The organism is Streptomyces sp. NPDC101225 (assembly GCF_044767585.1).
In the GTDB taxonomy this organism is placed as follows: Bacteria; Actinomycetota; Actinomycetes; order Streptomycetales; family Streptomycetaceae; genus Streptomyces.
In genome coordinates, this window is the sequence record NZ_JBIWOE010000027.1 from 1 (window position 1) to 22,344 (window position 22,344).

General features: G+C 70.9%; 23 protein-coding genes and 2 pseudogenes. 15 read left to right on the forward strand and 10 right to left on the reverse strand.

Going from position 1 to position 22,344, the window contains the following annotated elements; all coding sequences use genetic code 11:
- Positions 1 to 268: 268 nt before the first annotated feature.
- A complete protein-coding gene (locus ACIRPX_RS30510; protein WP_404201217.1) occupies positions 269 to 874 on the forward strand; it encodes a TetR/AcrR family transcriptional regulator in 606 nt (201 codons plus the stop codon).
- 55 nt (positions 875 to 929) lie between these two features.
- Positions 930 to 2,978 carry a HelD family protein gene (locus ACIRPX_RS30515; RefSeq protein ID WP_404201219.1) on the forward strand — a complete coding sequence of 683 codons (2,049 nt, stop codon included), beginning with the start codon at positions 930 to 932 and terminating at the stop codon, positions 2,976 to 2,978.
- A 43-nt stretch (positions 2,979 to 3,021) separates the two neighbouring features.
- On the opposite strand, the gene ACIRPX_RS30520 is transcribed toward ACIRPX_RS30515, so the two are convergent.
- A complete protein-coding gene (locus ACIRPX_RS30520; protein WP_404201221.1) occupies positions 3,022 to 3,894 on the reverse strand; it encodes a nitroreductase/quinone reductase family protein in 873 nt (290 codons plus the stop codon).
- Between the two features lie 190 nt (positions 3,895 to 4,084).
- Between ACIRPX_RS30520 and ACIRPX_RS30525 the strand changes: the two are divergent.
- The 4 genes and pseudogenes from ACIRPX_RS30525 to sigJ all read left to right on the forward strand — a co-directional run.
- A pseudogene (locus tag ACIRPX_RS30525) lies at positions 4,085 to 4,501 on the forward strand (RraA family protein); the annotation flags it as partial.
- An 83-nt stretch (positions 4,502 to 4,584) separates the two neighbouring features.
- A complete protein-coding gene (locus ACIRPX_RS30530; RefSeq protein WP_404201223.1) occupies positions 4,585 to 5,079 on the forward strand; it encodes an HAD domain-containing protein in 495 nt (164 codons plus the stop codon).
- Between the two features lie 91 nt (positions 5,080 to 5,170).
- The gene (locus ACIRPX_RS30535) at positions 5,171 to 5,752 is read left to right on the forward strand and encodes a carboxymuconolactone decarboxylase family protein (RefSeq protein ID WP_404201224.1); all 582 of its coding nucleotides are present in this window, start codon (positions 5,171 to 5,173) and stop codon (positions 5,750 to 5,752) included.
- A 38-nt stretch (positions 5,753 to 5,790) separates the two neighbouring features.
- Positions 5,791 to 6,642, forward strand: coding sequence for an RNA polymerase sigma factor SigJ (gene sigJ / locus ACIRPX_RS30540; RefSeq protein WP_404201226.1), 852 nt, complete (start codon positions 5,791 to 5,793; stop codon positions 6,640 to 6,642).
- 198 nt (positions 6,643 to 6,840) lie between these two features.
- On the opposite strand, the gene ACIRPX_RS30545 is transcribed toward sigJ, so the two are convergent.
- Together ACIRPX_RS30545 and ACIRPX_RS30550 are read right to left on the reverse strand one after the other, a co-directional pair.
- On the reverse strand, positions 6,841 to 7,254 hold the full coding sequence (locus ACIRPX_RS30545; RefSeq protein WP_404201228.1) for a hypothetical protein: 414 nt from the start codon (positions 7,252 to 7,254) through the stop codon (positions 6,841 to 6,843).
- 306 nt (positions 7,255 to 7,560) lie between these two features.
- Positions 7,561 to 7,827, reverse strand: a complete 267-nt coding sequence (locus ACIRPX_RS30550) for a hypothetical protein (RefSeq protein WP_404201230.1) — start codon at positions 7,825 to 7,827, stop codon at positions 7,561 to 7,563.
- 57 nt (positions 7,828 to 7,884) lie between these two features.
- On the opposite strand from ACIRPX_RS30550, the gene ACIRPX_RS30555 reads away from it, so the two are divergent.
- On the forward strand, positions 7,885 to 8,478 hold the full coding sequence (locus ACIRPX_RS30555; RefSeq protein WP_404201232.1) for a DUF4240 domain-containing protein: 594 nt from the start codon (positions 7,885 to 7,887) through the stop codon (positions 8,476 to 8,478).
- 18 nt (positions 8,479 to 8,496) lie between these two features.
- Here the strand turns inward: ACIRPX_RS30555 and ACIRPX_RS30560 are convergent, their stop codons facing one another.
- Both ACIRPX_RS30560 and ACIRPX_RS30565 read right to left on the reverse strand, forming a co-directional pair.
- Entirely contained in the window at positions 8,497 to 8,910 is a 414-nt protein-coding gene (locus tag ACIRPX_RS30560; protein WP_404201234.1) for a DUF5958 family protein, read from the reverse strand.
- Positions 8,911 to 8,974: 64 nt separating this feature from the next.
- A complete protein-coding gene (locus ACIRPX_RS30565; RefSeq protein WP_404201235.1) occupies positions 8,975 to 9,736 on the reverse strand; it encodes an SMI1/KNR4 family protein in 762 nt (253 codons plus the stop codon).
- A gap of 191 nt (positions 9,737 to 9,927) precedes the next feature.
- On the opposite strand from ACIRPX_RS30565, the gene ACIRPX_RS30570 reads away from it, so the two are divergent.
- From ACIRPX_RS30570 to ACIRPX_RS30580, 3 genes are all read left to right on the forward strand, one after another.
- Positions 9,928 to 10,509 (forward strand): helix-turn-helix domain-containing protein, encoded by a 582-nt coding sequence (locus ACIRPX_RS30570; RefSeq protein ID WP_404201236.1) that lies wholly within the window; start codon positions 9,928 to 9,930, stop codon positions 10,507 to 10,509.
- 65 nt (positions 10,510 to 10,574) lie between these two features.
- A complete protein-coding gene (locus ACIRPX_RS30575; protein WP_404201238.1) occupies positions 10,575 to 11,246 on the forward strand; it encodes a hypothetical protein in 672 nt (223 codons plus the stop codon).
- A gap of 131 nt (positions 11,247 to 11,377) precedes the next feature.
- Entirely contained in the window at positions 11,378 to 11,713 is a 336-nt protein-coding gene (locus ACIRPX_RS30580; RefSeq protein WP_404201448.1) for a DUF2516 family protein, read from the forward strand.
- Between the two features lie 29 nt (positions 11,714 to 11,742).
- Here ACIRPX_RS30580 and ACIRPX_RS30585 read toward each other — a convergent pair whose 3' ends face one another.
- The 3 genes from ACIRPX_RS30585 to ACIRPX_RS30595 all read right to left on the reverse strand — a co-directional run bounded on the left by ACIRPX_RS30585 (position 11,743) and on the right by ACIRPX_RS30595 (position 15,559).
- Positions 11,743 to 13,047: a PP2C family protein-serine/threonine phosphatase gene (locus ACIRPX_RS30585; RefSeq protein ID WP_404201240.1), complete on the reverse strand. Its 1,305-nt coding sequence runs from the start codon at positions 13,045 to 13,047 to the stop codon at positions 11,743 to 11,745.
- A gap of 252 nt (positions 13,048 to 13,299) precedes the next feature.
- Positions 13,300 to 14,415, reverse strand: coding sequence for an NlpC/P60 family protein (locus ACIRPX_RS30590; RefSeq protein WP_404201242.1), 1,116 nt, complete (start codon positions 14,413 to 14,415; stop codon positions 13,300 to 13,302).
- 349 nt (positions 14,416 to 14,764) lie between these two features.
- Positions 14,765 to 15,559, reverse strand: a complete 795-nt coding sequence (locus ACIRPX_RS30595) for a class I SAM-dependent methyltransferase (protein ID WP_404201244.1) — start codon at positions 15,557 to 15,559, stop codon at positions 14,765 to 14,767.
- 293 nt (positions 15,560 to 15,852) lie between these two features.
- Between ACIRPX_RS30595 and mshA the strand changes: the two genes are divergently transcribed.
- From mshA to ACIRPX_RS30610, 3 genes and pseudogenes are all read left to right on the forward strand, one after another.
- Positions 15,853 to 17,190 (forward strand): D-inositol-3-phosphate glycosyltransferase, encoded by a 1,338-nt coding sequence (gene mshA / locus ACIRPX_RS30600; protein ID WP_404201246.1) that lies wholly within the window; start codon positions 15,853 to 15,855, stop codon positions 17,188 to 17,190.
- Complete coding sequence (locus tag ACIRPX_RS30605) at positions 17,183 to 17,683, forward strand: YbjN domain-containing protein (protein ID WP_404201248.1); 501 nt, start codon at positions 17,183 to 17,185, stop codon at positions 17,681 to 17,683. Before mshA ends, ACIRPX_RS30605 begins: the two co-directional genes overlap by 8 nt.
- A 131-nt stretch (positions 17,684 to 17,814) precedes the next feature.
- Positions 17,815 to 18,522 (forward strand): annotated as a pseudogene (locus ACIRPX_RS30610) (glycosyl hydrolase family 28-related protein); the annotation flags it as partial.
- 193 nt (positions 18,523 to 18,715) lie between these two features.
- On the opposite strand, the gene ACIRPX_RS30615 reads toward ACIRPX_RS30610, so the two are convergent.
- Positions 18,716 to 19,516 (reverse strand): AraC family transcriptional regulator, encoded by an 801-nt coding sequence (locus ACIRPX_RS30615; protein WP_404201250.1) that lies wholly within the window; start codon positions 19,514 to 19,516, stop codon positions 18,716 to 18,718.
- Positions 19,517 to 19,565: 49 nt separating this feature from the next.
- Between ACIRPX_RS30615 and ACIRPX_RS30620 the strand changes: the two genes are divergently transcribed.
- Positions 19,566 to 19,994: a DUF2000 family protein gene (locus tag ACIRPX_RS30620; RefSeq protein ID WP_404201252.1), complete on the forward strand. Its 429-nt coding sequence runs from the start codon at positions 19,566 to 19,568 to the stop codon at positions 19,992 to 19,994.
- A 46-nt stretch (positions 19,995 to 20,040) separates the two neighbouring features.
- On the opposite strand, the gene ACIRPX_RS30625 is transcribed toward ACIRPX_RS30620, so the two are convergent.
- Entirely contained in the window at positions 20,041 to 21,339 is a 1,299-nt protein-coding gene (locus tag ACIRPX_RS30625; protein WP_404201254.1) for an MDR family MFS transporter, read from the reverse strand.
- A gap of 165 nt (positions 21,340 to 21,504) precedes the next feature.
- On the opposite strand from ACIRPX_RS30625, the gene ACIRPX_RS30630 reads away from it, so the two are divergent.
- Positions 21,505 to 22,266 carry a phosphoglyceromutase gene (locus ACIRPX_RS30630; RefSeq protein WP_404201256.1) on the forward strand — a complete coding sequence of 254 codons (762 nt, stop codon included), beginning with the start codon at positions 21,505 to 21,507 and terminating at the stop codon, positions 22,264 to 22,266.
- Positions 22,267 to 22,344: the final 78 nt, after the last annotated feature.

The window sequence follows — 22,344 nt, forward strand, 5'->3', positions numbered from 1 at the left end:
GAGCTTCGTTGCGTACGGACCGGGCCGACCGCGCATCGTCATACCGTCGCGACCTGCGCACTCACGTGATCACCGGGACTTTGAAACCGCCCTGCCCCCGGGGGTCCCACTCGAAGAGTGTTGATACGCATGCTGGTGCCGGATTTTGCTCTGCTGATGCTCGTACCCTCCAGGGGCGACGCCACTGACAGGCCCGACGACAACGAGTCCTTCCGTTGCCGGGCGGCGGCCTGACCCCGTGCCAGGGTCCCGCGCGTACGCTCTCCCCATGACCCACCCCGGCCTCCGTGAGCGTAAGAGACAGCGGATGTACGAGCACGTCTCCGAGGTCGCCATCCGGCTGTTCCTGGAGAAGGGGTTCGACGCCGTCTCCGTCGCCGAGGTCGCTGCCGCTGCCGAGATCTCCAAGCCCACCCTCTTCCGGTACTTCCCGGCCAAGGAGGACCTCGTCCTCCATCGCATCGCCGACCACGAGGACGAGGCCGCGCGCATCGTCGCCGGTCAGGCGCATCCCGTCGACGCCCTGCGCCGGCATTTTCTTGAGGGGCTGGACGAGGGGGATCCCGTCACCGGGCTGAGTGACCATCCTCAGGTGCTCGCCTTTCATCGGCTGCTCTACGGGTCCCCCTCCCTCGTCGCCCGGGCGTACGCCCATCTCGAACGGTCCGAGGCCGCCCTCGCCGAGGCCCTCGGCGGCGGGCTCGACGCGCGGCTCGCCGCCGGGCAGATCCTCGCCGTGCAGCGGATTCTCGCCATGGAGAACTGGCGGCGGATCTCCGCCGGCGAGCCGGTGGCGGACGTGAAGCCCGATGCCGTCGCCGCCGCCGAGCGGGCGTTCGCGCGGCTTGCGGCCGGGTTGCCCGACCTCACCTAGGTGATACCTGGTAAAAAATTTAACCCGGTTACATTATTCCGGTAGGCTCGGTGGAATGACGTCACCCGACCCTGCTCTCCAAGACGCCCTCCGTCGCGAACGCGCCCACCACGACCGCTGCCGCGCCGCCCTCGCCGCCATGGTCGACGGTGCTCGGGAGCACGTCTTCACCGGCCAGGACGTCTCCGCCTCCGGAGCTGACGCCGAAGTGCTCGGGTACGAACTGCGCAGTCGGGCCAAGGTGATGGGGGAGTTGCCTCAAGGGCCCCTTTTCTTCGGGCGGTTGGACTTCGCCGGCGGCGCGGGACCGCACGCCGGGGAGAGCTATCACGTCGGCCGGCTGCGGATCAGCGAGGAGCCCACCGTCCCGCCTCTCGTCGTCGACTGGCGTGCTCCCGTCTCCCGCGCCTTCTACCAGGCCGGTGCCGGTGATCCGCAGGGCGTTTCCGTACGGCGGCGATTCGGGTGGGCCCCCGGGAGCCACGGTGACTCCACCGACCTCACCGGGCTCGAGGATGAGCCACTCGCAGATCAATCCAAGACTGGACGGCCGCGTGTCAGCGGCATCGTCACCCGTGAGATCGAGCGCCCCCGCGTCGGGCCCATGCGCGACATCGCCGCGACCATCCAGCCCGAGCAGGACGATCTCGTACGAGGGGACCTCGCCCTGTCCGTGTGCGTCCAGGGCGCCCCCGGCACCGGCAAGACCGCCGTCGGGCTGCACCGCGCCGCCTATCTCCTCTACACCCACCCCCAGCGGATCCGGCGCGGCGGTCTGCTCATCCTCGGGCCCAACCGGACCTTCCTGTCGTACATCTCCGAGGTGCTGCCCGCGCTCGGGGAGACCGGGGTGCGGCAGTCGACGCTGGAGGAGGAGATCGCCCGGCACCCGGTCAGGGGGACGGATGGCGAGCGGGCCGGCGTGGTCAAGCACGACGCGCGAATGGCCGAGGCGCTGCGCCGGGCGCTGTACGCCCGTGTCTCGAGCCGGCACGCCGACTCCCTCGCCGTCAAGGACGGGTCGTACCGGTGGCGGGTGCGGGCTGGCGAACTCGTACGGATCGTCGACGACGTGCTGGCCGAGCAGCCGCCGTACGGCGTCGGGCGGGAGCGGGTGCGCGGCCGGGCGGTGCGGTGTCTGCAGCTGCAGGCCGAACGGCGGGCCGGGGCGCAGAGTGCGGCCTGGGTGCAGAAGGTTTCGAGGGCCCAGGCCGTCAAGGAGTACGTGGACGCCGTATGGCCGCGCGTTCGGCCCGAGGAGGTCCTGGCCGAACTTCTCACCGACAGCGATGTGTTGGCTGCCGCCGCCGACGGGCTGCTGGACGCTGACGAGCAGAAGGCGCTGCTGTGGACAAAGCCGCCCCGGTCCTGGAAGTCGGCCCGCTGGTCGGCCGCCGATCTCGTCCTGCTCGACGAGGTCGCCGGGCTCATCGAGCATCCGGAAGGCTACGGCCATGTCGTCGTCGACGAGGCGCAGGATCTCTCCGCGATGGAGTGCCGGGCCATCGCCCGCCGCGCGCCCTTCGGGTCCCTCACCGTCCTCGGTGACCTGGCGCAGGCGACCACGCCCTGGGCGGCACGGTCGTGGGAGACGGTCCTGCGGCACCTGGGCAAACCGGACGCCGCCGTCGTGCCGCTGACCACCGGATTCCGGGTTCCGGAGGCCGTCGTCTCGCTCGCCAACCGGCTGCTGCGACATCTCGACGTGGAGGTGCCCGCCGGTCGATCCCTGCGCACGGACGGAGAGTTGAGGGTGCGCGCGGTGCCGGTGGACGGCGTGCCCGGTGCCGTCGTGGACGCCGTACGCGATGCCCTGGAGCGGGAAGGGTCGGTCGGGGTCGTCGCCGCCGACGGTCAGGTGGAAGGGGTCGCGGACGTGCTCGCCGAGGCGGCGATCCCCACCGCCGGGCCCGACGATCTGCGGGCCCGCGTGGCCGTGGTGCCGGCCTCGCTGGTCAAAGGGCTTGAGTACGACAACGTCGTCGCCGTGGAGCCCGCGGCCATCGCCGAGGCGGAGGCGCGCGGGCTGCACCGGCTGTATGTCGTGCTGACCCGGGCGGTGTCGCGGCTGGAGGTGGTGCACGGGCGGCCGTTGCCTTTCTAGGAGACGCTCCAGGCGGCCCCCCCGGTCGCCCGTGCCCCCTGGGTCACGGGCCGAGGAGTGGGATCAACTCCTCCTCCTCGTAGGTGAGATGTGCTTCCAGGTCGAGCGTCAGGCGCTCCACCTCGGCGCGCGCAGCCGCCGGGTCCTCGGCCTCCGCTCCCACGGCCCGGCGTAGTCGCTCCACCAGCACGGCGATCCGCTCGTGTTCCTCGCGCAGGCGCGCCAGCGCCGGCTCCGCCGACGGGTACTGGGTGCCGATGTGCGGGAACAGCATCGTGTCCTCGCCGGTGTGGTGGTTGTGCAGGCCCTGGCAGAAGGTCAGGCAGTTGATGCGGAGTTGGGCGCCCAAGGTGCCGGTGCCAGTGCCGTTGCCGTTGCCCATGCCGTTGTCGGGGCCGTTCGCCATCTCCTTCCGGATCAGGGCGAGTTCGCGGCGGAAGGCGTCGTGTACGACCTTCATCCCCTCGGCGAAGGGGGAGGCGTTGACGTTCGGCGGGCCGCCCTGGGCGATCGCGGACAGGGCGACCACCGGGATGAGGCGTGTCGTCTTCTCCTGGTACGCCGCCCAGCCGGGGTCCGTCTCCACGGCCCGCGCCCAGGCCCGCTCCCGCTCCTCGCCGGTGAGGACGTCGGCCCGTGCCTCGTAGGTGAACGAGCCGCTTTCCACGGTGACGTGGGGATCGGCGAGAAGATTGCGGTACCAGTCGGGGTGCTTGGGGGAGCCGCCCGCCGAGGCGATGATCAGGACGCGGTCGCCGCCGTCGGGGAGGTAGCCGACGGGGGTGGTGTGCCGGGTGCCGGTGCGGGCGCCGGTCGTGGTGAGCAGGAGCAGACGGGCGTCCGCGAAGTGGCCGGTCAGGCGGCCCTTCTCGGCCCGGAACTCGTCGATGATCTTCTGGTTGAAATCGTTGGGCATTCTCTTCTTTCTCTGTCGCTGGTGGCTTCCGTCGATGTCGATCTCGATGTCGGTCTCGATCTCGAAGGCAACGCAGAGAAAGAGGCGGGCTCCTGGCCCGCCCTGGCCTCACTCAGAGGCCGGGCACCCAACTCGCTCACGGCACATGGCCGACCCGGCAGTCATGGAAGGGGACGGTAGCGTCCGGGACATGACTGACGCCACCGACTTCCAGGCGGTCCCCACGACCACCCTCGCCGGCCTCCTCGGCCGCGCGCGGGTGATGGACATCGGAATCCGCCCGCTGTGGGGTCCGGCCGGGAGGCTGGCCGGGCCCGCCTTCACCGTCAGCTGTCCGCCCGGGGACAACCTGATGCTGCACGCGGCGATCCATCGCGCCGGGCCCGGAACGGTCGTCGTGGCGGAGTCCGGGGACCTCGACTGGGCGCTCGCGGGCGGCAACGTCTGCGCGGTCGCCCGGCGCCGCGGCATCGCGGGCTTCGTCCTCGACGGGCTGATCCGCGACCTGGCCGAGGTGCGGGAGATGCGGTTCCCGGTGTTCGCCCGGGGTGTCATCCCGATCCCGGGCGCCAGGTGCGCGTCGTCTCTCGAGCCCGGCGCCCTTCGCGTTCCGTGCCCGGCACCCTTCGCGTTCCGCGCCCGCCGCCCTTCGTCTTTCGCGCCCGGCGCCGTTCGCCGATCCTGGCAGTGATGCTTCTCTTCCTCGATGTCGACGGCACGCTGCTCCCGTTCGGGGCGGCGCAGTCGTACCCGTCCTACGAGGCGCGGTTCGCGCTGCCGACGGCGGCCGGGGAGCATCCGCTGGTCGACCGCGTCGATCCCGCGCTCGGCGCGCGGCTGACCGCCCTGGGCTGCGAGCTGGTGTGGGCGACGACCTGGATGGACGACGCGAACGTCTGCCTCGCGCCCTGGCTCGGCCTCCCGCCGCTGCCGCTGGTGGACTGGCCGGACGAGGACGAGCTGCCGGCGCCGCTGCACTGGAAGACCCGTCCGCTGGTGGCCTGGGCGGACGGCCGTGCCTTCGTCTGGGTGGATGACGAGATCACCGCCGCCGACCGCGACTGGGTCGCCGCGCATCATCCGGCGCCCGCGCTGCTGCATCAGGTCGACCACCGGTACGGGCTCACGGAGCGGGACTTCGTCGTGGTGGAGGAGTGGCTCGGCGCCCGTCGGGCCGGACGGTGACCCACCCGCCGTCCCCGATGTCACATCTCCGCGGCGGGTGGTGTCTTCATGCCGACAAGGCACGAACCCGCTGACGTACCGGGAGAGAACGATGACGCTACGCGTCCCGAAGGCCGAGCTTCCCGCCGAACTCCGCACCGCCCTGACCGAACAGCTCGGCGCCGTGCCCGAGCCCGTGGAAGTGCTGTGGAACAACCCGAAGCTGGCCGAGGCCAGCCAGTACCACTCGGCGCAGGTGGCCGGGTGGGACGCGGTCGACGCGAGCCTCAAGAGCTTCGCGCACATGGCCGTGGCCGCCCAGGTCGGCTGCAGCTGGTGCCTCGACATCAATTACTTCCTCGCGCTCGACCAGCGGCTGGATCCGGCCAAGGCGAGCCAGGTGCCGCGCTGGCGCGACGCGGACGTGTTCACGCCGCTGGAGCGGGAGGTGCTGGAGTACGCCGAGGCCATGACGAACACCCCGACGACCGTCACGGACGAACTGGCCGCGAGCCTGCTGGAGCAGCTCGGCGCGCCGGCGCTCGTGGAGCTCAACGCCTACATCGGCTACGCCAACATGGCGGCCAGGTGCAACACGGCCCACGGGATCACCTCCCAGGGCTACTCCGACGCCTGCGAGATCCCGCTGGCCGCGCGCCCGTCGGCAAGCGGCAGCACGGCGCCGACGGCATGAACGAAGACCCGTCCGTCCCGCCCGAAGACCCTTCCCTCATGTCCCACGACCCCTTCCTCACCCACCGCAACCTCCTCTTCACGGTCGCCTACGAGATGCTCGGCTCCGCCGCCGACGCGGAGGACGTGCTGCAGGAGTCGTGGCTGCGGTGGGCCGGCGTCGACCGCGCGCGGGTGCGCGACCCGCGGGCCTACCTCGTCCGTATGGTCACCCGGCAGGCGCTCAACCGGCTGCGGACGATGGCGCGCAGCCGCGAGGAGTACGTCGGCGAGTGGCTGCCCGAACCGCTGCTGACCAGCCCCGACGTGGCCGAGGACGTGGAGCTCGCGGAGAGCGTGTCGATCGCGATGCTGACCGTCCTCGAAACGCTCGGGCCCACGGAACGCGCGGTGTTCGTCCTGCGCGAGGTCTTCGAGATGCCGTACGGGGAGATCGCCGAAGCGGTCGGGAAGACGTCGGCCGCGGTGCGGCAGATCGGTCGGCGGGCCCGCGAGCACGTGGCGGCCCGGCGGCCGCGGGTGCGGGTGAGCAGGTCGGAGCAGGAGGCCGTGGTCGAGCGGTTTCTCGCCGCGCTGGGCACCGGTCGGCTCCAGGACCTGCTGGACGTGATGGCCCCGGACGTGGTCATGATCGCCGACGGTGGGGGACTGGCGGCGGCCGCCGCGGAACCGGTCCACGGCGCCGAGCTCGTGGCGAAGCTGCTCGCCCGCCCGGACCGCTCGGTCGCGGTCGTCTGGCTCAACGGCGCGCCCGCCGGCCGGGTGGAGATCGACGGCCGGGTGGCCGCGGTGAGCCTCGTCGTGGAGAACGGCAAGGTCACCCGTATCCACGCGGTCGTCAACCCGCTCAAGCTGACCCGCCTGGACGAGACGACGAAGCTGGCGAGATAGACGACGGAGATAGACGACTGTCCGTTCCCAAAAGATCTGGATCGAGGAGGTGTCTCTGACCTGGGCCTTGTCAGTTCTGCTGGGACGGGTTGGAAGCCGGGCGGCCCAGTGGATCTGGACGCTGCTGCGCCTGCTTGAGTGCGAGCTGAGACGGTCCCATTTGTTCTGTCGGACGGTACGGCCGTGGCCTGGTGTCTTTCAGTTCTGGTGGGACTCATCCCGTAGGGCGTCGTAGTCGTCCGGCGTCGTCACCAGCATCAGTGATCGTCCCAGGGAGTCGGTCCAGCGAAAGAGGGGGTCGTTGGAGAAGGCGTGGGAACGGAGCTTCTCGCGGAGGGTGGGGACGTTCAGCCGGCGCTCGGCCTCTGTGTAGACGGCGTCGATGGTGCGCCGGTGCTGGCTGAGGTTTGTCCGTCGGCCAGGTTCCCGTAGTGCCCGCCAAGCAGGATCGGCCAGTATGCCCAGCAGCGTGACGAATTCGGGATAGGTGGCGATGTACTCCCGCTCGTCGACGCGTCGCCTGATGATGTTCCCGTAGATGGCTTCCTTGGGAGGGAGCTGGGCGAGGCGGTCGTGAAGTCCAGCAGCATCGCGTGATCCCGCTCCAGCCACGACTCGAACCCCACATGCCCGCCTGTTGTGGCCGACCAGTACAGGCCCGGGAAGTTCCGCTGACCGCGGTATGAAGGGAAGCCACGTACTGGCAGTCCCGTCTCGAACTCGACCTCCTCCGCCTCACTCAGCGGTCGGCGGTGTTCACCTTTGGCATCCCGCCAACCGGCCTCGAATCCGCCCACGTCCAGCGGTGCCGTATCACTCGTCCCACCCAACCCCATGGACTTCACTGTCCAGAATCAATGGGAATCCACCAGAATTTTTGGGCTGAAACCCCTCATGTGAGTGATGCTGCGAGCCAGCTCAGTCAGAGTCTTCATGATCACTGGCGAGATCGTCTGAGGCGGGTCGAAGCCTGCGACGCGCCGCGTCCAGGCGTTCGCCATAGTCCGCTGCGAAGATCCCAGGCAGGGACTTGTCGAGCGTTCCGGCCAGCCTATGAATGGGCGCCCAGACGGCCTCGTCGTCGACGAGACGGCTGAGGTCCGTCATCTCCACTCGCTCCAGCCAGTCCGACAGGACCAGCGCTTCATCAGAGGTGAGCTTGATGGTGATCTCCGTGTTCTCCACTGCTCGAACATAGTTCGCCGACCCTGCGGTGTCAGAGGTGCCTGGCACAGTGCCGCCGTGGACATCGATTCCTTCTGGAAGCTCATCGAAGAGTGCCGACGGCAGACGCGGGGCCGGGACGAACGGCTGACGTGGTTGCGTGACGAGTTGTCGCGGAGGCCGCTGACAGAGATCGTGCAGTTCCAGGTTCGCCTGGACGAAGTGACGCACGAAGCCTTCACCTGGGATCTCTGGGCTGCTGCGGAGCGGATCTTCGGCGCCTGGTGTTCGGACGACGGATTCTGCTACTTCGGCCTGTGGATGGTGGGGATCGGTCGGGAAGCCTTCGTGCGTGCAGTGATCGATCCCGACTCTCTGGCCGACACCCCAGAGGTTCAGTGCCTGGTGGGTCGCCCTCGGGAGCTCTGGAACGACGACTGGCCGGAGTGGGAGTCTCTCGACTACGTCGCCATGGAGGCGTATGGACTACTCACCCGCGCGGATGACGACTGCGGCGACGCATTCTATGAAGCCGTCGAAGCCGAGGAGGGCGCTGTAGGCGGCAATCGAGGGCCGCGCGGCGAGCAGTGGGACGTGCGATGCGAAGACGAGGCGATGCGCAAACTGCCGAGACTGAGCGCGATGTTTCCCCTCCGGCCACTGGTCGTGTAGGCGCGAAAGCGCGAGGGATCAGGCCGAGGCTTCGGGGGTGTCGACAGACAGGCGATGCCACGCGTGGCCGCAACCGTCGGAGCAGAAGCGCTCTCGTCGGCGTTCGTCGGCGACGGCCAGCACCGCGATCAGTAGCCGGAATGACTTGAGGCGCTCGTCGTGCGGGGTGAGACTGGCGATCTTTCCGAGTTGCTGGTCGATCCGCCCTCGTGTGATCAGAACTGCCGGTGTGTGGGTGGCGCGAAGTCCGGCGCGTCGGATACTTTCCGGGCCGTCCTCGGCGGTGGCGCGGGCCTGAATGCAGAAATGTGACAGGAGGCGCAGGGTGTTGGACTGCTCCTCAGTCGAGAGGCCCTCGAACCACTCGATGCCCTGTGACATCGACCGAAGCTCTTGGGCGAGCTCGTTCAGGATGATGTACGGATCAGCCATCCTCACGCCCCCGTTGCGCTCGATTCACAGACTTTCCCGGTCATCCAAGCAGACCCTCGGATGCCTAGAAAGGCAGTTCGTCGGCTTCCAACGGCTCTGAGTACCCACGTACCCAGTGGCCGGGGAGGGCGGTGCAGAGCGACTCCAGGTCGGCGAACGTACTTCCCCGAACGTGCAGCCAGCTGTGGTCACTCAGTCCGTCGAGCCGCAAGAGCTTCCCCGGCGCGGAGAACCAGCACACGGGTGACCCTTCCTTCCCCGTCCACATCGGGTACTCGGGAAAGTCCACCGGCGCGAACCGGCTCGGCAGCTCTCGAATCAGGCTGGCGGGAAGTTCGCAGGCGTTGTAGAGCCGTCCTTCGCTGCCCAGCAGCGTCTCGCTGAGTACCAGCTCGACACAGGCCAGGGAGACCCGCTCCAGGAAGCGGACCCAACCATCCCGTGACTGGACGAACACCGGCGGATCGTCCTGACCGAGGTCCCGCCGCCGTACTCCCCAGAAAGCGCACCCCTGGTTCTCGCTGCGGAAGACGAGCACTCCACCGAACTCGTCGTGCACGAACAGCTCAGAAGGGCGCAGCAGCGGGTCCTGGTTGCCGGTGAGGTCGTGACGCGTACCGAGAAGCGAGTACGCCTCGCGCAGCGCGGTCGGCAGCGCGAGCCCCAGCGTCTCCTCGGCTCGCTCCAGCTCCTCCGGTCGCGTACCCGCGCTGTCGGCGAGCGGCTCCGCCCATGCTGCGGCAAAGTCCCGAACGAAGGCCCAGGCTCGCGCCCTGTCGGGTATCCCACCCTGCAGAGCTTGAGCCACATCGAACTCGTCAACCATGCGGTGGACCGTACAGGCCGGCCAGCTTCGCCGGGACTCCGCCAGGTCGTTTGCCAGAACCATTGGGACTCGCCACATCTACTGAGAACGGACAACGACGGAGCTTGCGAGGCAGGAGACCGGACGTGGCGTGGCGCACTATTGCAAGCATGTGCTTGCAATAGTTAGCGAGGGTGGTGCACAGTGGAGGCATGGCATCGCTCAACGTCGGCAATCTCGGCGAGTATCTGCGCGAGCAGCGGCGCTCCGCGCAGCTGTCGCTCAGGCAGCTCGCCGACGCCGCCGGGGTGTCCAATCCGTATCTGAGCCAGATCGAGCGCGGGCTGCGCAAGCCGAGCGCGGAGGTGCTGCAGCAGGTCGCCAAGGCGCTGCGCATCTCCGCCGAGACGCTGTACGTGCGCGCCGGCATCCTCGACGCCGAGCGGGACCGGGACGAGGTCGAGACGCGCGCCGTCATCCTCGCCGATCCCACGCTGAACGAGCGGCAGAAGCAGGTGCTGCTCCAGATCTACGAGTCCTTCCGCAAGGAGAACGGATTCGGGAGCGGCGCGGACGGCGAGGAGGCCGATCAGGCCCCGGTGGACGGCGAGGTGGTCCTGACCGCCGAGCCCGGGCCGGGCCCGGCGGCGGTCCCGGACGCGGAGGACGGCACCGCCCTGGGCAGCGCCCGCACGACCCGTGCGGCCGGGGGACGGAAGTCCGCCGCGCGCCGCACCCGCACGTCCGACGGCAGCGACGCCGAACCGCACGACCCGCAGCGGCCCGCCGGCTGACCACCGGCCCGGGTTGCCCGCGGGATCAAAACCCTCAGCTGAAAGCGACCGGGAGGACCATCGCCATGCCCATCACCGACGATCTGCGCAAGACCCTCAGCGACCCGACGCCGCTGTACTTCGCCGCCGGCACCGCCGACCTTGCCTTCCAGCAGGCCAAGAAGGTGCCCGGCCTGGTGGAGCAGCTGCGCACCGAGGCCCCGGCCCGTTTCGAGGCCGTCCGCAACACCGACACCAAGGCCGTCCAGGAGAAGGCGCAGGCCCGGGTCAAGGAGACGCAGGCGCGCGTCAAGGAGACGCAGGAGTCCCTGCAGACCAAGGTCGGCGAGTTCATCGCGACCCTCGACGGCGACCTGAAGAAGCTCGGCACCACCCTCGACGCCGACCTGAAGAAGTGGGGCGAGTCCGCCCAGGACATCGCGCTGCGCGGTGTCGGCGTCGCCGCCGAGTACGCCGTCAAGGCCCGTGAGACCTACGAGAAGGTCGCCGAGCACGGCGAGCAGGCCGTGCGCACCTGGCGCGGCGAGGCCGCCGAGGGCATCGAGACCGTCGCCGAGGACGTCGAGGACCTCGCCGTCGCCGTCGAGCCCAAGGCCGAGCCGGTCGAGGTCAAGGGCGGGACCAAGCCCGCCGAGACGAAGGCCGGATCCGCCGCCGCGAAGAAGCCGGCCGCCCCCAAGAAGGCGCCGGCCCGCAAGACCACCACCGCGAAGAAGACCACGCCGCCCGCGAAGTGACACGGACGGGTGATCGGTCACGGGTCGGGCACTCCTGGAGGGCCCGGCCCGTTCTCCGTACAGCGGCGCCGTCGGAACGGGTACGGTGACCGCGTAGGAACAAGCCGAGTCTGGTGGTGGACGTAGTGCTGATGCAGGGGTTCGCAGGGTTCATGTGGCTGTTGAGCACGGCCCTGATCCTTTTCAGCGGCTTCGCGCTGATCGACGCCGCCACGCGCCGCGAGGACGCCTACCGCGCGGCCAGTAAGCAGAGCAAGCCGTTCTGGCTGATCGTCCTGGCGATCGCCTTCGTGGTGAACCTGATCTTCAACATCCTGTCGTTCCTGCCGGTGATAGGGCTCATCGCGACCATCGTGTACATGGTCGACGTGCGTCCGGCCCTGCGCGGCCTGCCGGGCGGCGGCCGTAACGGCCGCCGGGGTTCGAGCAGCGACGGCCCGTACGGCCCGTACAACGGCGGCCGCTGAGGCGGGCGGGGCGCCCCGCAGGGCTCCGCTCAGCCCTCCCGGTCCAGCAGCAGCACGGCGACGTCGTCCGTCAGCTCGCCGCCGTTGAGCTCGCGCACCTCGTTCACGGCGGCCCGCAGCAGCTCCTCGCCGCGCAGACCCCCGGCGAGCTGGCGCCGCACCATCTCCACCATGCCCTCCTGGCCGAGCCGTTCCCGGCCCACGCCGATCCGGCCTTCGATCAGGCCGTCGGTGTAGAGCATCAGGCTCCACTCGCGCCCGAGGTCCACCTGCATCCGCGGCCACCGGGCGCCCGGCAGCATGCCGAGCGCGGGACCGTTGTTGTCGTACGGCAGCAGCCGGGCCGGCCGGCCCGGGCGGGCGATCAGCGGGGACGGGTGCCCGGCCAGGCACAGGCCGGCGCTGCCGCCGTCCGGCGAGATGTCCACCGTGCACAGCGTCGCGAAGATCTCCTCGTCGGAGCGCTCGTGCTCCAGCACCTGCTGCAGGGTCCCGAGCAGTTGGTCGCCGCACAGGCCCGCCAGCGTCAGCGCGCGCCAGGCGATGCGCAGTTCCACGCCGAGCGCGGCCTCGTCCGGGCCGTGCCCGCAGACGTCGCCGATCATGGCGTGCACGGTCCCGTCCGGGGTGCGGACGACGTCGTAGAAGTCACCGCCGAGCAGGGCGCGCGAGCGGCCCGGGCGGTAGCGGGCGGCGAACCGCAGGGAGGAGCCCTCCAGCAGCGGCGTCGGCAGCAGCCCGCGCTCCAGGCGGCGGTTCTCCTGCGCGCGCACCCGGCCCTCGGCCAGCCGCCGTTCGGCCGTGTCGGAACGTTTCCGCTCCACGGCGTAGCGGATGGCCCGGCTCAGCAGCCGACTGTCCAGTTCGTCCCGGAAGAGGTAGTCCTGGGCGCCGACTCGCACCGCCTCGGCGCCGCGCTCGGCGTCGCCCGAGGTGGTGAGCGCGAGGACGGCGTGCCGGGGCGCGAGCTCCAGCACGTGCCGGAGCACGGCGAGCTCGTCCTCGTCGGCGCCGCGGCCCGCGGCCGGCAGCGCCAGGTCCAGCAGGATGCAGTGCACGTCGTCGGTCAGCAGCCGCTCGGCCTCGGTGAGGTTGCGGGCCGTGCGGACGCGGATGGGCCGGCCGGCCGCGTCCTGCAGCTCGGGCACGACCGCCGAGCCGCCGGGATCGTCCTCGATCAGCAGCAGCGTCAGGTTCGTGGTGGCGGCGTTGTTGTCGACCGTTGCTTCCTTGCGCGGATTCTCGTCCGTGGAGGTGCCGCCTGGGTGCGCGGCTTGCGCCTGACCACTCTCCGCGGCCGGGATCGCTCTCTGCCGCGGTATGGGTACGGGCATCGTCTTGAGTTCCTTCCCTCCCCCCGAGGGCGTGGTGGGGCGAGAGATCTCGATCCACCGACGGGGACCATAGCGGGTGGTGGTGCAGTAAAGGAATGGTGTGAGACACGCCGCTTGGAGACACGCCAGCGTCATATGCCGCGATCCGTACCGCAGTTGGACAGCAGGGCCCGTCCTTCGGAATGACGAACGTCACGTCCGCCGTGGGTTTGCGGGGGTGTTCGGCGTGCCCTGGGTCACGTGACCTGCCTCTCAGGCGTCGGGCCTGACCACCCCGAGGATCGGCATCGACCCCGCGCCGGTGATCGTCACCGTCCGTCCGGGCCGCGGGGCGTGGACGATCGCACCGTCACCGATGTACATCCCGACATGGGTGGCGTCATGGAAGTAGATGACCAGATCGCCGGGCCGCATGTCCTTCACGTCGATGTGCCTCAGCTGCTTCCACTGCTCCTGCGAGGTGCGCGGAATGGCATGCCCGGCATCGGCCCAGGCCTGTGAGGTGAGCCCCGAGCAGTCGTAGGTGTCCGGCCCCTCCGCGCCCCACTCGTACGGCTTCCCGATCTGGGCGGTGGCGTAGGCGACCGCCTTCCTGCCCTGCGCGGACGCCTTGCCCTTGATCTCGTCGAGGACCCCGGAGTCGAGCCAGGCGGTCTGGGCCTTGAAGGCGGCGTCCTCCTCCAGCTTGGCGAGGCGTTCCTTCTCCCTCTTCGCCAGCCGGGCCTCGAGCTTCTCCGCGGCCGAGATCTGCTCCTTGATCTTCTTCCGGGCGGCGTCCTTCGCCTTGCGGTTGGCCTCCAGCCCCTTCCACCGGGCGGAGGCGTCCTCGGCGTACTGCGCCAAGTCCTGCTGCGTCCGGGTCAGTTCCCCGATCAGGCCCCTGGCGGCGCGCTCGCCCTGCAGGGTCCGGTCCGCGCCGTCGAGGAACTCCTGCGGGTCGTCGCTGAGCAGCAGCCGGGCCTCGTCGGGCAGCCCACCGGTGCGGTACTGGGCGGCGGCCGCGGCACCCGCCCGCTTCTTCAGCCGGTCCAGCTTCTGCTGCCCCTTGACGATCTTCCTGGCCAGCTCGACGATCGCGGCGGACTGCTTGTCGGCCTTCTCCTGGGCGGCGTTGTACGAGTCCGTGGCCACGGCCGCGTCGTGGTAGAGCTTGTCCAGCTTCGCCCGAACGGCCTCGAGGTCCTTGTCCGCCGCGGGGGAAGGGGAGGCCGCCGCGGGGGCGGAGGAGGCCGGCGCGGGGGCGGACGAGGTCGGCGCGGTCGCCGTCGGATCGGGGGCGGCGAACGCCGTGCCCGGCACGGCCAGCACGGTGACCGCGCAGACCACGGTCACGGCCGTCGCGATCAGGCCGCGTGTGCCCGTACCCATAGCGCCGCCCCCAACTGATTTACCGTCAGTAACTTACGGATGCCTGGGGGATCGTGCCACGGCGACGCGCAAAACGACAGAGCGCGTCGCACTTCGGTCGCCCCTTCCGTCCACGCGCCGATGATCTCCCCGCCTCTGTGACGAACGGTTCCACGCGATCGTTCCCCGCAGGTCAGGCCAGGCGTGTTGCGAAAGTCCCGCCTGCCCGGCGGGCGGACGACGCTGCTTTCGCAACAAGCCCTGGCCCCGGCGCCTACCGGCCCCGGCGCCTACCGGCCCCGGCGCCTACCGGCCCCGGCGCCTACCGGCCCCGGCGCCTACCGGCCCCGGCGCCCACCAGCCCCGGCGTTCACCCGCGGGGGGCCAAGGCGCCCCACTCCACCGTCACTTCACCCTGGCGCCACCGCACCGGCCCGTCGGTCAGCGGCCAGTCGCCCGCAAGATCCCGTACGGCCCGCACCCACCGCTGCCGGGCGCCGTAGGAGGCATAGGGGGCGGCCGCCGCCCACGCCCGATCGAAGTCACGCAGAAAGGCATGCACGGCTTCCCCGGGCACGTTGCGGTGAATGAGCGCCTTGGGCAGCCGCTCCGCGAGGTCGGACGGCCGTCCGAGGGACCCCAGCCGGGCGGCGAAGGTGACCGTCCGGGGCCCCTCCGTCCCGAGCGCGACCCACACGTGCCGCCGCCCGATCTCGTCACAGGTCCCCTCGACCAGCAGCCCCCCGGGCGCAAGCCGGGCGCACAGCCGCTCCCAGACCCCGGCGACTTCGCCCTCGTCGTACTGCCGCAGCACGTTGGCGGCACGGACGAGCATCGGCGGCTCCGCGACGGGGATCTCGAACCCGCCGTGCAGAAAGACGAGCCCGTCCCGCTCGTAGGGCTTGGCGGCGGCGACCCGGGCCGGCTCGATCTCCACCCCCACCACCCGCACCCGGGGCGCCACCGGCCGAAGACGCAACAGCAACTCGACGGCGGTCCAGGGGGCGGCCCCGTATCCGAGATCAACCGCCACCGGGTCGTCGACCCGCCGCAGGGCGGCGCCGTGCACCGCGGCGATCCACCGGTCCATCCGCCGCAGCCGGTTGGGATTCGTGGTCCCGCGCGTCACCGTGCCCACGGGACGGCGGGCGGCGCGGGATGTCATGCGTACGAGGGTATGCGCCGGCGGTGTGCGGCTGAGCGTGTGCGGCCGGGCGTCTGCGGGCCCACGGGGCGGCCGTCGCCCCTCTCCGCGTCGCCCCACCCGCCGCCACCCGCCGCCCCGGGCATCCCAGACGTGCCCCCACGCACGCCACCCCCGAACAGTTGAGCGACACCTGGTAATGCCTCGGCAAAATCAACGGCGCCCGGAATGGGAACCCGCCCCTCCGCTGTTGCTCACCTTGGAGGGAGCCCCACACCCTCCCCCAGGCATGCCCGCACAAGGAGGAACGCCACGTGAGCCAGTACGTCAGCAGGCTCGGGCGTCGCTCGCAGGCAACGTCCCCGCGGCTCAGGCTCCACCGCCGCCCCCGCCGGGTGGCGATGCTCTCCGTGCACACCTCGCCGCTGCACCAGCCCGGAACGGGCGACGCGGGCGGCATGAACGTCTACATCGTCGAGCTCGCGCAGCGCCTGGCCGCGATCAACATCGAGGTGGAGATCTTCACGCGGGCCACCGCCGCCGCCCTCCCCCCGGCCGTGGAGCTCGCGCCCGGCGTACTGGTGCGCCATGTCGACGCCGGCCCCTACGAGGGCCTGGCCAAGGAGGAACTGCCCGCCCAGCTCTGCGCCTTCACCCACGGTGTGATGCAGGCCTGGGCCGGTCACCGCCCCGGCCACTACGACCTGGTCCACTCCCACTACTGGCTCTCCGGGCACGTCGGCTGGCTGGCGGCCCAGCGCTGGGGCGTCCCGCTGGTGCACGCCATGCACACCATGGCCAAGGTCAAGAACGCCAACCTCGCCGACGGCGACACCCCCGAACCCGCGGCCCGCGTCATCGGCGAGACCCAGATCGTGGAGGCGGCGGACCGTCTCATCGCCAACACCCGGGAAGAGGCCGACGAGCTCGTACGCCACTACCACGCCGACCCGGCGAAGGTCGCCGTCGTCCACCCCGGCGTCAACCTGGAGCGGTTCCGGCCCGCCGACGGCCGGGCGGCGGCCCGCGCCCGGCTGGGGCTGCCGCAGGACGCGCTGATCCCGCTCTTCGCGGGCCGCATCCAGCCGCTGAAGGCCCCGGACGTCCTGCTGCGCGCGGTCGCCGTCCTCCTCGACCGCCGCCCGGAGCTGCGCTCCCGCATCCTGGTGCCTGTCGTCGGCGGCCCCAGCGGCAGCGGTCTGGCCCGGCCGGAGGGCCTGCAGAAGCTCGCCGCCCGCCTCGGCGTCGCCGATGTCGTGCGTTTTCGCCCGCCCGTCGGCCAGGAGCAGCTCGCGGACTGGTTCCGGGCGGCCTCGGTCCTGGTCATGCCGTCGTACAGCGAGTCTTTCGGGCTGGTGGCGATAGAGGCGCAGGCGGCCGGCACCCCCGTGCTCGCCGCGTCCGTCGGCGGTCTCCCGGTCGCCGTCCGCGACGGGCAGACCGGTTTCCTCGTACGGGGCCACAACCCCGCCGACTACGCGCGCGTGCTGAGCGATTTCGCCGACGACCCGGCCCTGCCCACCCGCATGGGCGCGGCGGCCGCCCGGCACGCGCAGTCCTTCGGCTGGGACACCGCGGCCGCCGCCACGGCGGACGTCTACACGGCCGCGATGCAGGCTCATCGCCGTCGCGTACGCTCCCACCATGGCTGATGCACAGAACGCGGCCCAGGTGATCGAGGACGTCCTGAAGGATGCCGAACTCGCATGGGAGAGCCCCGAAGCCGGCAACTACGTCGTGCAGCTCCCCGGCACCCGCAAGCTGAAGACGACCGTCTCCCTCCTGGTGGGCCGCCACTCCCTCTCGCTGAACGCCTTCGTGATCCGCCACCCCGACGAGAACGAGCCGGGCGTGCACCGCTGGCTCCTGGAGCGCAACCTCAAGCTGTACGGCGTGAGTTACGCGGTCGACCGCCTCGGCGACATCTACGTCACCGCCCGCCTCCCGCTCTCCTCCGTCACCCCGGACGAGATCGACCGCCTCCTCGGCCAGGTGCTGGAGGCGGCGGACGACAGCTTCAACACCCTCCTGGAACTGGGCTTCGCCACTGCGATCCGCAAGGAGTACGCGTGGCGGGTGGCGCGCGGCGAGTCGACGCGCAACCTGGACGCATTCACGAATCTGACCCAGCGCCCCGCTGACTGAATGAAGCCCCGCAGCTGATTCACCCCTGCAGGACCCTTTCCCGCTCTCCGCACGCCATGCCATGCTCACGTCCAACTCACATATGAACGTCGTTCACATCCGTGAAAATCTACAGGGGAAGGACGTACGGAATGAGTACGGCGCACCACGGCATGACCAGACGCAGCGTTCTCGTCACCGCGACTGCGGTGGCCGCCGCCGCGGCGACCGGCGGGCCCGCCCTCGCCGCCCCGGCGCGCGGCGGTCAAGTCCCCACCCTCTGGCGGGAGTTCACCCGCACCCCCTTCACCCATCCGCAGATCCCGTACATCGGCCGGGCCGGCTACGGCGGCGGGGCGGCGCGCTTCCCCCGCCGCCCCGTCGTGGCCGACGTACGCGACCACGGAGCCGTGGCGGACGGCACCACCGACTCCGCTCCCGCGATCAACCGTGCCATCGCCGCCGCCGGAAGGGCCGGCGGTGGCACGGTCACCATCCCGCCCGGCACCTTCCGCATCGACGACCTGATCCTGATCGGTCACGACAACGTGGTGCTGCGCGGCGCCGGAAGCCCCCGTACGACGCTCTACGCCACCAGGAGCCTCACCGAACTGATCGGCGTCTACGGCTCCCGCTACGGCGGCACCAAGTCGGCGTGGTCCTGGGCGGGCGGCCTCGTCTGGCTGTCTCCGAGGGCCCGTTGGGACTCCCTGGTCTCCGCCGTCAAGGAGCGGGCGTGGCCCTTCGAGGGCTGGACCGGCAACCGGCGGGACGAGTGGCGGACCCTGACGCCGATCGAGCCCGCGCGGCAGGGCTCCCGGAATCGGGGCGTCCACGATCGCGACGTACAGGCCACCGGAGCCACGCGCGACTGGAGCTGTATCCCACGACGGACGCGGTCCGCCCACGCAATCTCCACGCGGCACAGCGGGAGCTGGGGGTGGGGCTGGGGCCGGAGCTGTAGCCGGAGCCGGAGCCGGAGCCGGAGCCGGGGGCCCGGGACTCGGACCGGCACCCTGGACCCGAACCGGCACCCCGGGGCCGGACCGGGAGTCAGCCACGCGCCGTCCGGGCGTACCGCCCCGGCGTGACCCCCACCAACTTCCGGAAATGCCGGGTGAGATGGGACTGGTCGAAGAACCCCGTGGCGGACGCGACCTCCCCCGCCGGGCGCCCGTCGAGCAGCAGCCGGCGCGCCCGGTCCACCCGCCGCGAGTTCAGATACTGGTGCGGCGCGATGCCGTAGGCCGTGCTGAACGCCCGTACCAGATGGGCGGGATGGGCGTGGACGAGCGCGGCGGCCTCGTCGAGGGCGAGCCCGTCGACGACGTGCTCGTCGAGGAGTTCGCGCAGCCGGCGCGCGAGGGCGGGGTCGGACCGGGACACGTCGGAGACCTCGCGCGGCCGCAGATGACCGCGCAGCCGCTCGCCGATGAGCGTCAGCCTGCTCTCGGCCTCCAGTTCGTCCCCGGCGTGCGCGAGGGCGGCGTGCAGCTGCCCCACCCGTGTGCGCAGCACGGGGTCGCGCAGGTCGGGCCGGTCGACGGCGGCTCCGATGAGCTCGTCGGGCAGACGCGTGGCGTCGAGGTACAGGACCCGCTTGCGGAAGCCGTACGGCGTGGCGGGGGAGCCGTTGTGCGGGACGTGCGGGGGCAGCAGGGTGACCGTGTCGTGCGGAGTGCCGTGCTCGTGCCGCTCCAGGTCGTAGCGCACGGCCCCGTCGTCCACGATGAGCAGCGTCCACGCCTCGTGGACGTGCATCGGGTACGCGTACTCGGTGAAGTGGGCGTGGAAGACCTCGACGACGCCGGGGACGCGGGGCCGCCAGGCGGACACTTCCGGCTGCGGGGCCATGCAAAGAACGTACAAGACGCGGACGCGGGCCGGTCGGCAGTCTCGGAGCATGAGCGACGACGCACCCATCCGTTTCGACACCAAGATCGCCGTCCTGCTGCGCGCGGACCTGGAGCCCTGGCAGCGTCTGAACGTCACCGCGTTCCTGGTCAGCGGCCTGGGCAGCCAGGTCCCCGAGGTGATCGGCGAACCCTACGAGGACGCGGACGGCGTCCAGTACCTCCCCATGTTCCGCCAGCCGGTCCTGGTCTTCGAGGGCACGAAGGAGACGCTGGGCTCCGCCCACGCCAAGGCCCTCTCCCGCGCCCTGCCGCGCTCGGTCTTCACCTCGGACCTGTTCGCCACGGGCAACGACCGCGACAACCGGGCGGCGGTGCGGGCCGTGGGCACGGACGGGCTCGACCTGGTGGGGCTCGCGGTGTACGGACCGAGGAACGCGGTGGACAAGGTGATCAAGGGAGCACGGATGCATCCGTGAGGCGGATGCCGCGCCCCGGACCTCGGCACGGCTGGTGGGACGGTCCTCAGCCGGGGGAACCGCCGGCGGAGCTTCGGCTCGCGGAGACCTCCGCCGCGCCGGTGGTGGCGGCCGGCGTCGCGGCTTCCGCCGTGTTCGCGGCCCCCGCCGCCGCGGGACGCCGCATCAGGGCCCCGTACCCGGTGGCCGCGACCATGCCGACGACGGCGCACAGCCCCCACAGCCACGCGGCCCCGAACCGGTCGATGACCAGGCCGGACATCAGCGGAGCGACGAGCGCCGCGAGGGACCAGGACAGGGTGTACATGCCCTGGTAGCGGCCGCGGCCGTGCACCGGCGAGAGCCGGACGACCAGGCTGGTCTGCGTCGGCGCGTTGACGATCTCGGCGAGGGTCCACACGCAGACGGTGAGGGCGAAGACGCCGACCGACCCGGCGAAGGCGGTGAGCCCGAAGCCGTATCCGGCGAGCAGCGACGAGATCATGAGCAGCCGGCGCGGGTCCCGGCGTTCGATGAACCTGGTGACGGGGATCTGGAGCACGACGATGATCACGCCGTTGAGCGCGATCGCCGTGCCGTAGTCGGCGGGCGTGAAGCCGGCCTGGCCCATCGCCACCGGCAGGCCGATCGAGCCCTGCTGGAAGACGACGGCGACGAGGAAGGACAGGCCGACGACGGCCATGTAGCGACCGTCGCGCAGGACGGTCCCGAGCCCGACCTCGTCCGCGGCCTTCTCCTGCGCCGCCCGCCGCGGCCGCGACTCGGGCAGCTTGAGGAAGACCAGGACGGCGCAGACGGCCGTCATGCCGGCCTCGATCAGGAATCCGGCGAGATAGCTGAACTCGGCGATGAACCCCGCCGACACGGAGGAGACGGCGAAGCCGAGGTTGATGGCCCAGTAGTTGAGGGAGAACGCGCGGACGCGGTCCGCGGGCCGGACGATGTCGGCCATCATCGCCTGGACGGCGGGCCGCGAGGCGTTCGAGGCCATGCCCACCAGGAACGCGACCGCGGCGATGGCGACCAGGTCCTGCATGAAGCCGAGCAGGGCGACGGAGGCGGCGGTGGCGGACTGGGCGATCAGCAGGGTGGGGCGGCGGCCGAGCCGGTCGGTCATCACGCCGGCACCGAGCGACGAGACGACCCCGCCGAGCCCGTGCAGGGAGGCGACGAGGCCGGCGTACGAGGCGGAGTAGCCGCGGTCGATCGTCAGGTACAGCGCCATGAAGGTGGCGACGAACGCCCCGAGCCGGTTGACCAGGGTGCTGGTCCACAGCCACCAGAACGCGCGGGGGAGCCCGGAGACGCTCTCCCGGGCGGCACGTCTCAGACGGGCGACGGACATCAGGATCCCCCACGGCACGGCAAGAAAATGTGTAAGTGCCCCTACGGGCAGGCACAACTTACTGAACCGTCGTTCTCACCGGCCAGTGGATTAACGGATCCCGTCAACTGTCCGGCTGATGGGCGGGCCTCCTGTGGCCCGAATGCGTGGATTACGCTCTGAGGCATGGCCGACGCACCGTACAAGCTGATCCTCCTCCGCCACGGCGAGAGCGAGTGGAACGCGAAGAACCTGTTCACCGGCTGGGTGGACGTCAATCTCAACGAGAAGGGCGAGAAGGAGGCGGTCCGCGGCGGTGAGCTGCTGAAGGACGCCGGCCTGCTCCCCGACGTGCTCCACACGTCCCTCCAGAAGCGCGCGATCCGCACCGCGCAGCTCGCGCTGGAGGCCGCCGACCGCCACTGGATCCCGGTCCACCGCAGCTGGCGCCTGAACGAGCGCCACTACGGCGCCCTCCAGGGCAAGGACAAGGCGCAGACCCTCGCCGAGTTCGGCGAGGAGCAGTTCATGCTGTGGCGCCGCTCCTACGACACCCCGCCGCCCCCGCTCGAGGACGGCACCGAGTTCTCCCAGTCCGACGACCCGCGCTACGCCTCCATCCCGCCGGAGCTGCGCCCGCGCACGGAGTGCCTCAAGGACGTCGTCGGCCGGATGCTCCCGTACTGGTACGACGGCATCGTCCCGGACCTCCTGACCGGCCGCACGGTCCTGGTCGCCGCCCACGGCAACAGCCTGCGCGCCCTGGTCAAGCACCTGGACAACATCTCGGACGCGGACATCGCGGGCCTGAACATCCCCACGGGCATCCCCCTCGTCTACGACCTCGACGCCGACTTCAAGCCCGTCACCCCGGGCGGCAGCTACCTCGACCCCGAGGCGGCGGCAGCAGCGATCGAGGCGGTCAAGAACCAGGGCAAGAAGAAGTAAGCGCCCACGAACAAGCCCCCTACCTGCGGTTTCTCCGCTGGGAGGGGGCTTTTCGCTGCCTCTGGGCCGTCTCTGGGC

What these genes read in the sequence shown, in the direction of transcription:
- ACIRPX_RS30510 (WP_404201217.1), top strand. Translation starts at nt 269, where the DNA reads ATGACCCACCCCGGCCTCCGTGAGCGTAAGAGACAGCGGATGTACGAG.
- ACIRPX_RS30515 (WP_404201219.1), top strand. Translation starts at nt 930, where the DNA reads ATGACGTCACCCGACCCTGCTCTCCAAGACGCCCTCCGTCGCGAACGC.
- ACIRPX_RS30520 (WP_404201221.1), bottom strand. Translation starts at nt 3,894, where the DNA reads ATGCCCAACGATTTCAACCAGAAGATCATCGACGAGTTCCGGGCCGAG.
- ACIRPX_RS30530 (WP_404201223.1), top strand. Translation starts at nt 4,585, where the DNA reads ATGCTTCTCTTCCTCGATGTCGACGGCACGCTGCTCCCGTTCGGGGCG.
- ACIRPX_RS30535 (WP_404201224.1), top strand. Translation starts at nt 5,171, where the DNA reads ATGACGCTACGCGTCCCGAAGGCCGAGCTTCCCGCCGAACTCCGCACC.
- sigJ (WP_404201226.1), top strand. Translation starts at nt 5,791, where the DNA reads ATGTCCCACGACCCCTTCCTCACCCACCGCAACCTCCTCTTCACGGTC.
- ACIRPX_RS30560 (WP_404201234.1), bottom strand. Translation starts at nt 8,910, where the DNA reads ATGGCTGATCCGTACATCATCCTGAACGAGCTCGCCCAAGAGCTTCGG.
- ACIRPX_RS30565 (WP_404201235.1), bottom strand. Translation starts at nt 9,736, where the DNA reads ATGGTTGACGAGTTCGATGTGGCTCAAGCTCTGCAGGGTGGGATACCC.
- ACIRPX_RS30570 (WP_404201236.1), top strand. Translation starts at nt 9,928, where the DNA reads ATGGCATCGCTCAACGTCGGCAATCTCGGCGAGTATCTGCGCGAGCAG.
- ACIRPX_RS30575 (WP_404201238.1), top strand. Translation starts at nt 10,575, where the DNA reads ATGCCCATCACCGACGATCTGCGCAAGACCCTCAGCGACCCGACGCCG.
- ACIRPX_RS30580 (WP_404201448.1), top strand. Translation starts at nt 11,378, where the DNA reads ATGCAGGGGTTCGCAGGGTTCATGTGGCTGTTGAGCACGGCCCTGATC.
- ACIRPX_RS30585 (WP_404201240.1), bottom strand. Translation starts at nt 13,047, where the DNA reads ATGCCCGTACCCATACCGCGGCAGAGAGCGATCCCGGCCGCGGAGAGT.
- ACIRPX_RS30590 (WP_404201242.1), bottom strand. Translation starts at nt 14,415, where the DNA reads ATGGGTACGGGCACACGCGGCCTGATCGCGACGGCCGTGACCGTGGTC.
- ACIRPX_RS30595 (WP_404201244.1), bottom strand. Translation starts at nt 15,559, where the DNA reads ATGACATCCCGCGCCGCCCGCCGTCCCGTGGGCACGGTGACGCGCGGG.
- ACIRPX_RS30605 (WP_404201248.1), top strand. Translation starts at nt 17,183, where the DNA reads ATGGCTGATGCACAGAACGCGGCCCAGGTGATCGAGGACGTCCTGAAG.
- ACIRPX_RS30615 (WP_404201250.1), bottom strand. Translation starts at nt 19,516, where the DNA reads ATGGCCCCGCAGCCGGAAGTGTCCGCCTGGCGGCCCCGCGTCCCCGGC.
- ACIRPX_RS30620 (WP_404201252.1), top strand. Translation starts at nt 19,566, where the DNA reads ATGAGCGACGACGCACCCATCCGTTTCGACACCAAGATCGCCGTCCTG.
- ACIRPX_RS30625 (WP_404201254.1), bottom strand. Translation starts at nt 21,339, where the DNA reads ATGTCCGTCGCCCGTCTGAGACGTGCCGCCCGGGAGAGCGTCTCCGGG.
- ACIRPX_RS30630 (WP_404201256.1), top strand. Translation starts at nt 21,505, where the DNA reads ATGGCCGACGCACCGTACAAGCTGATCCTCCTCCGCCACGGCGAGAGC.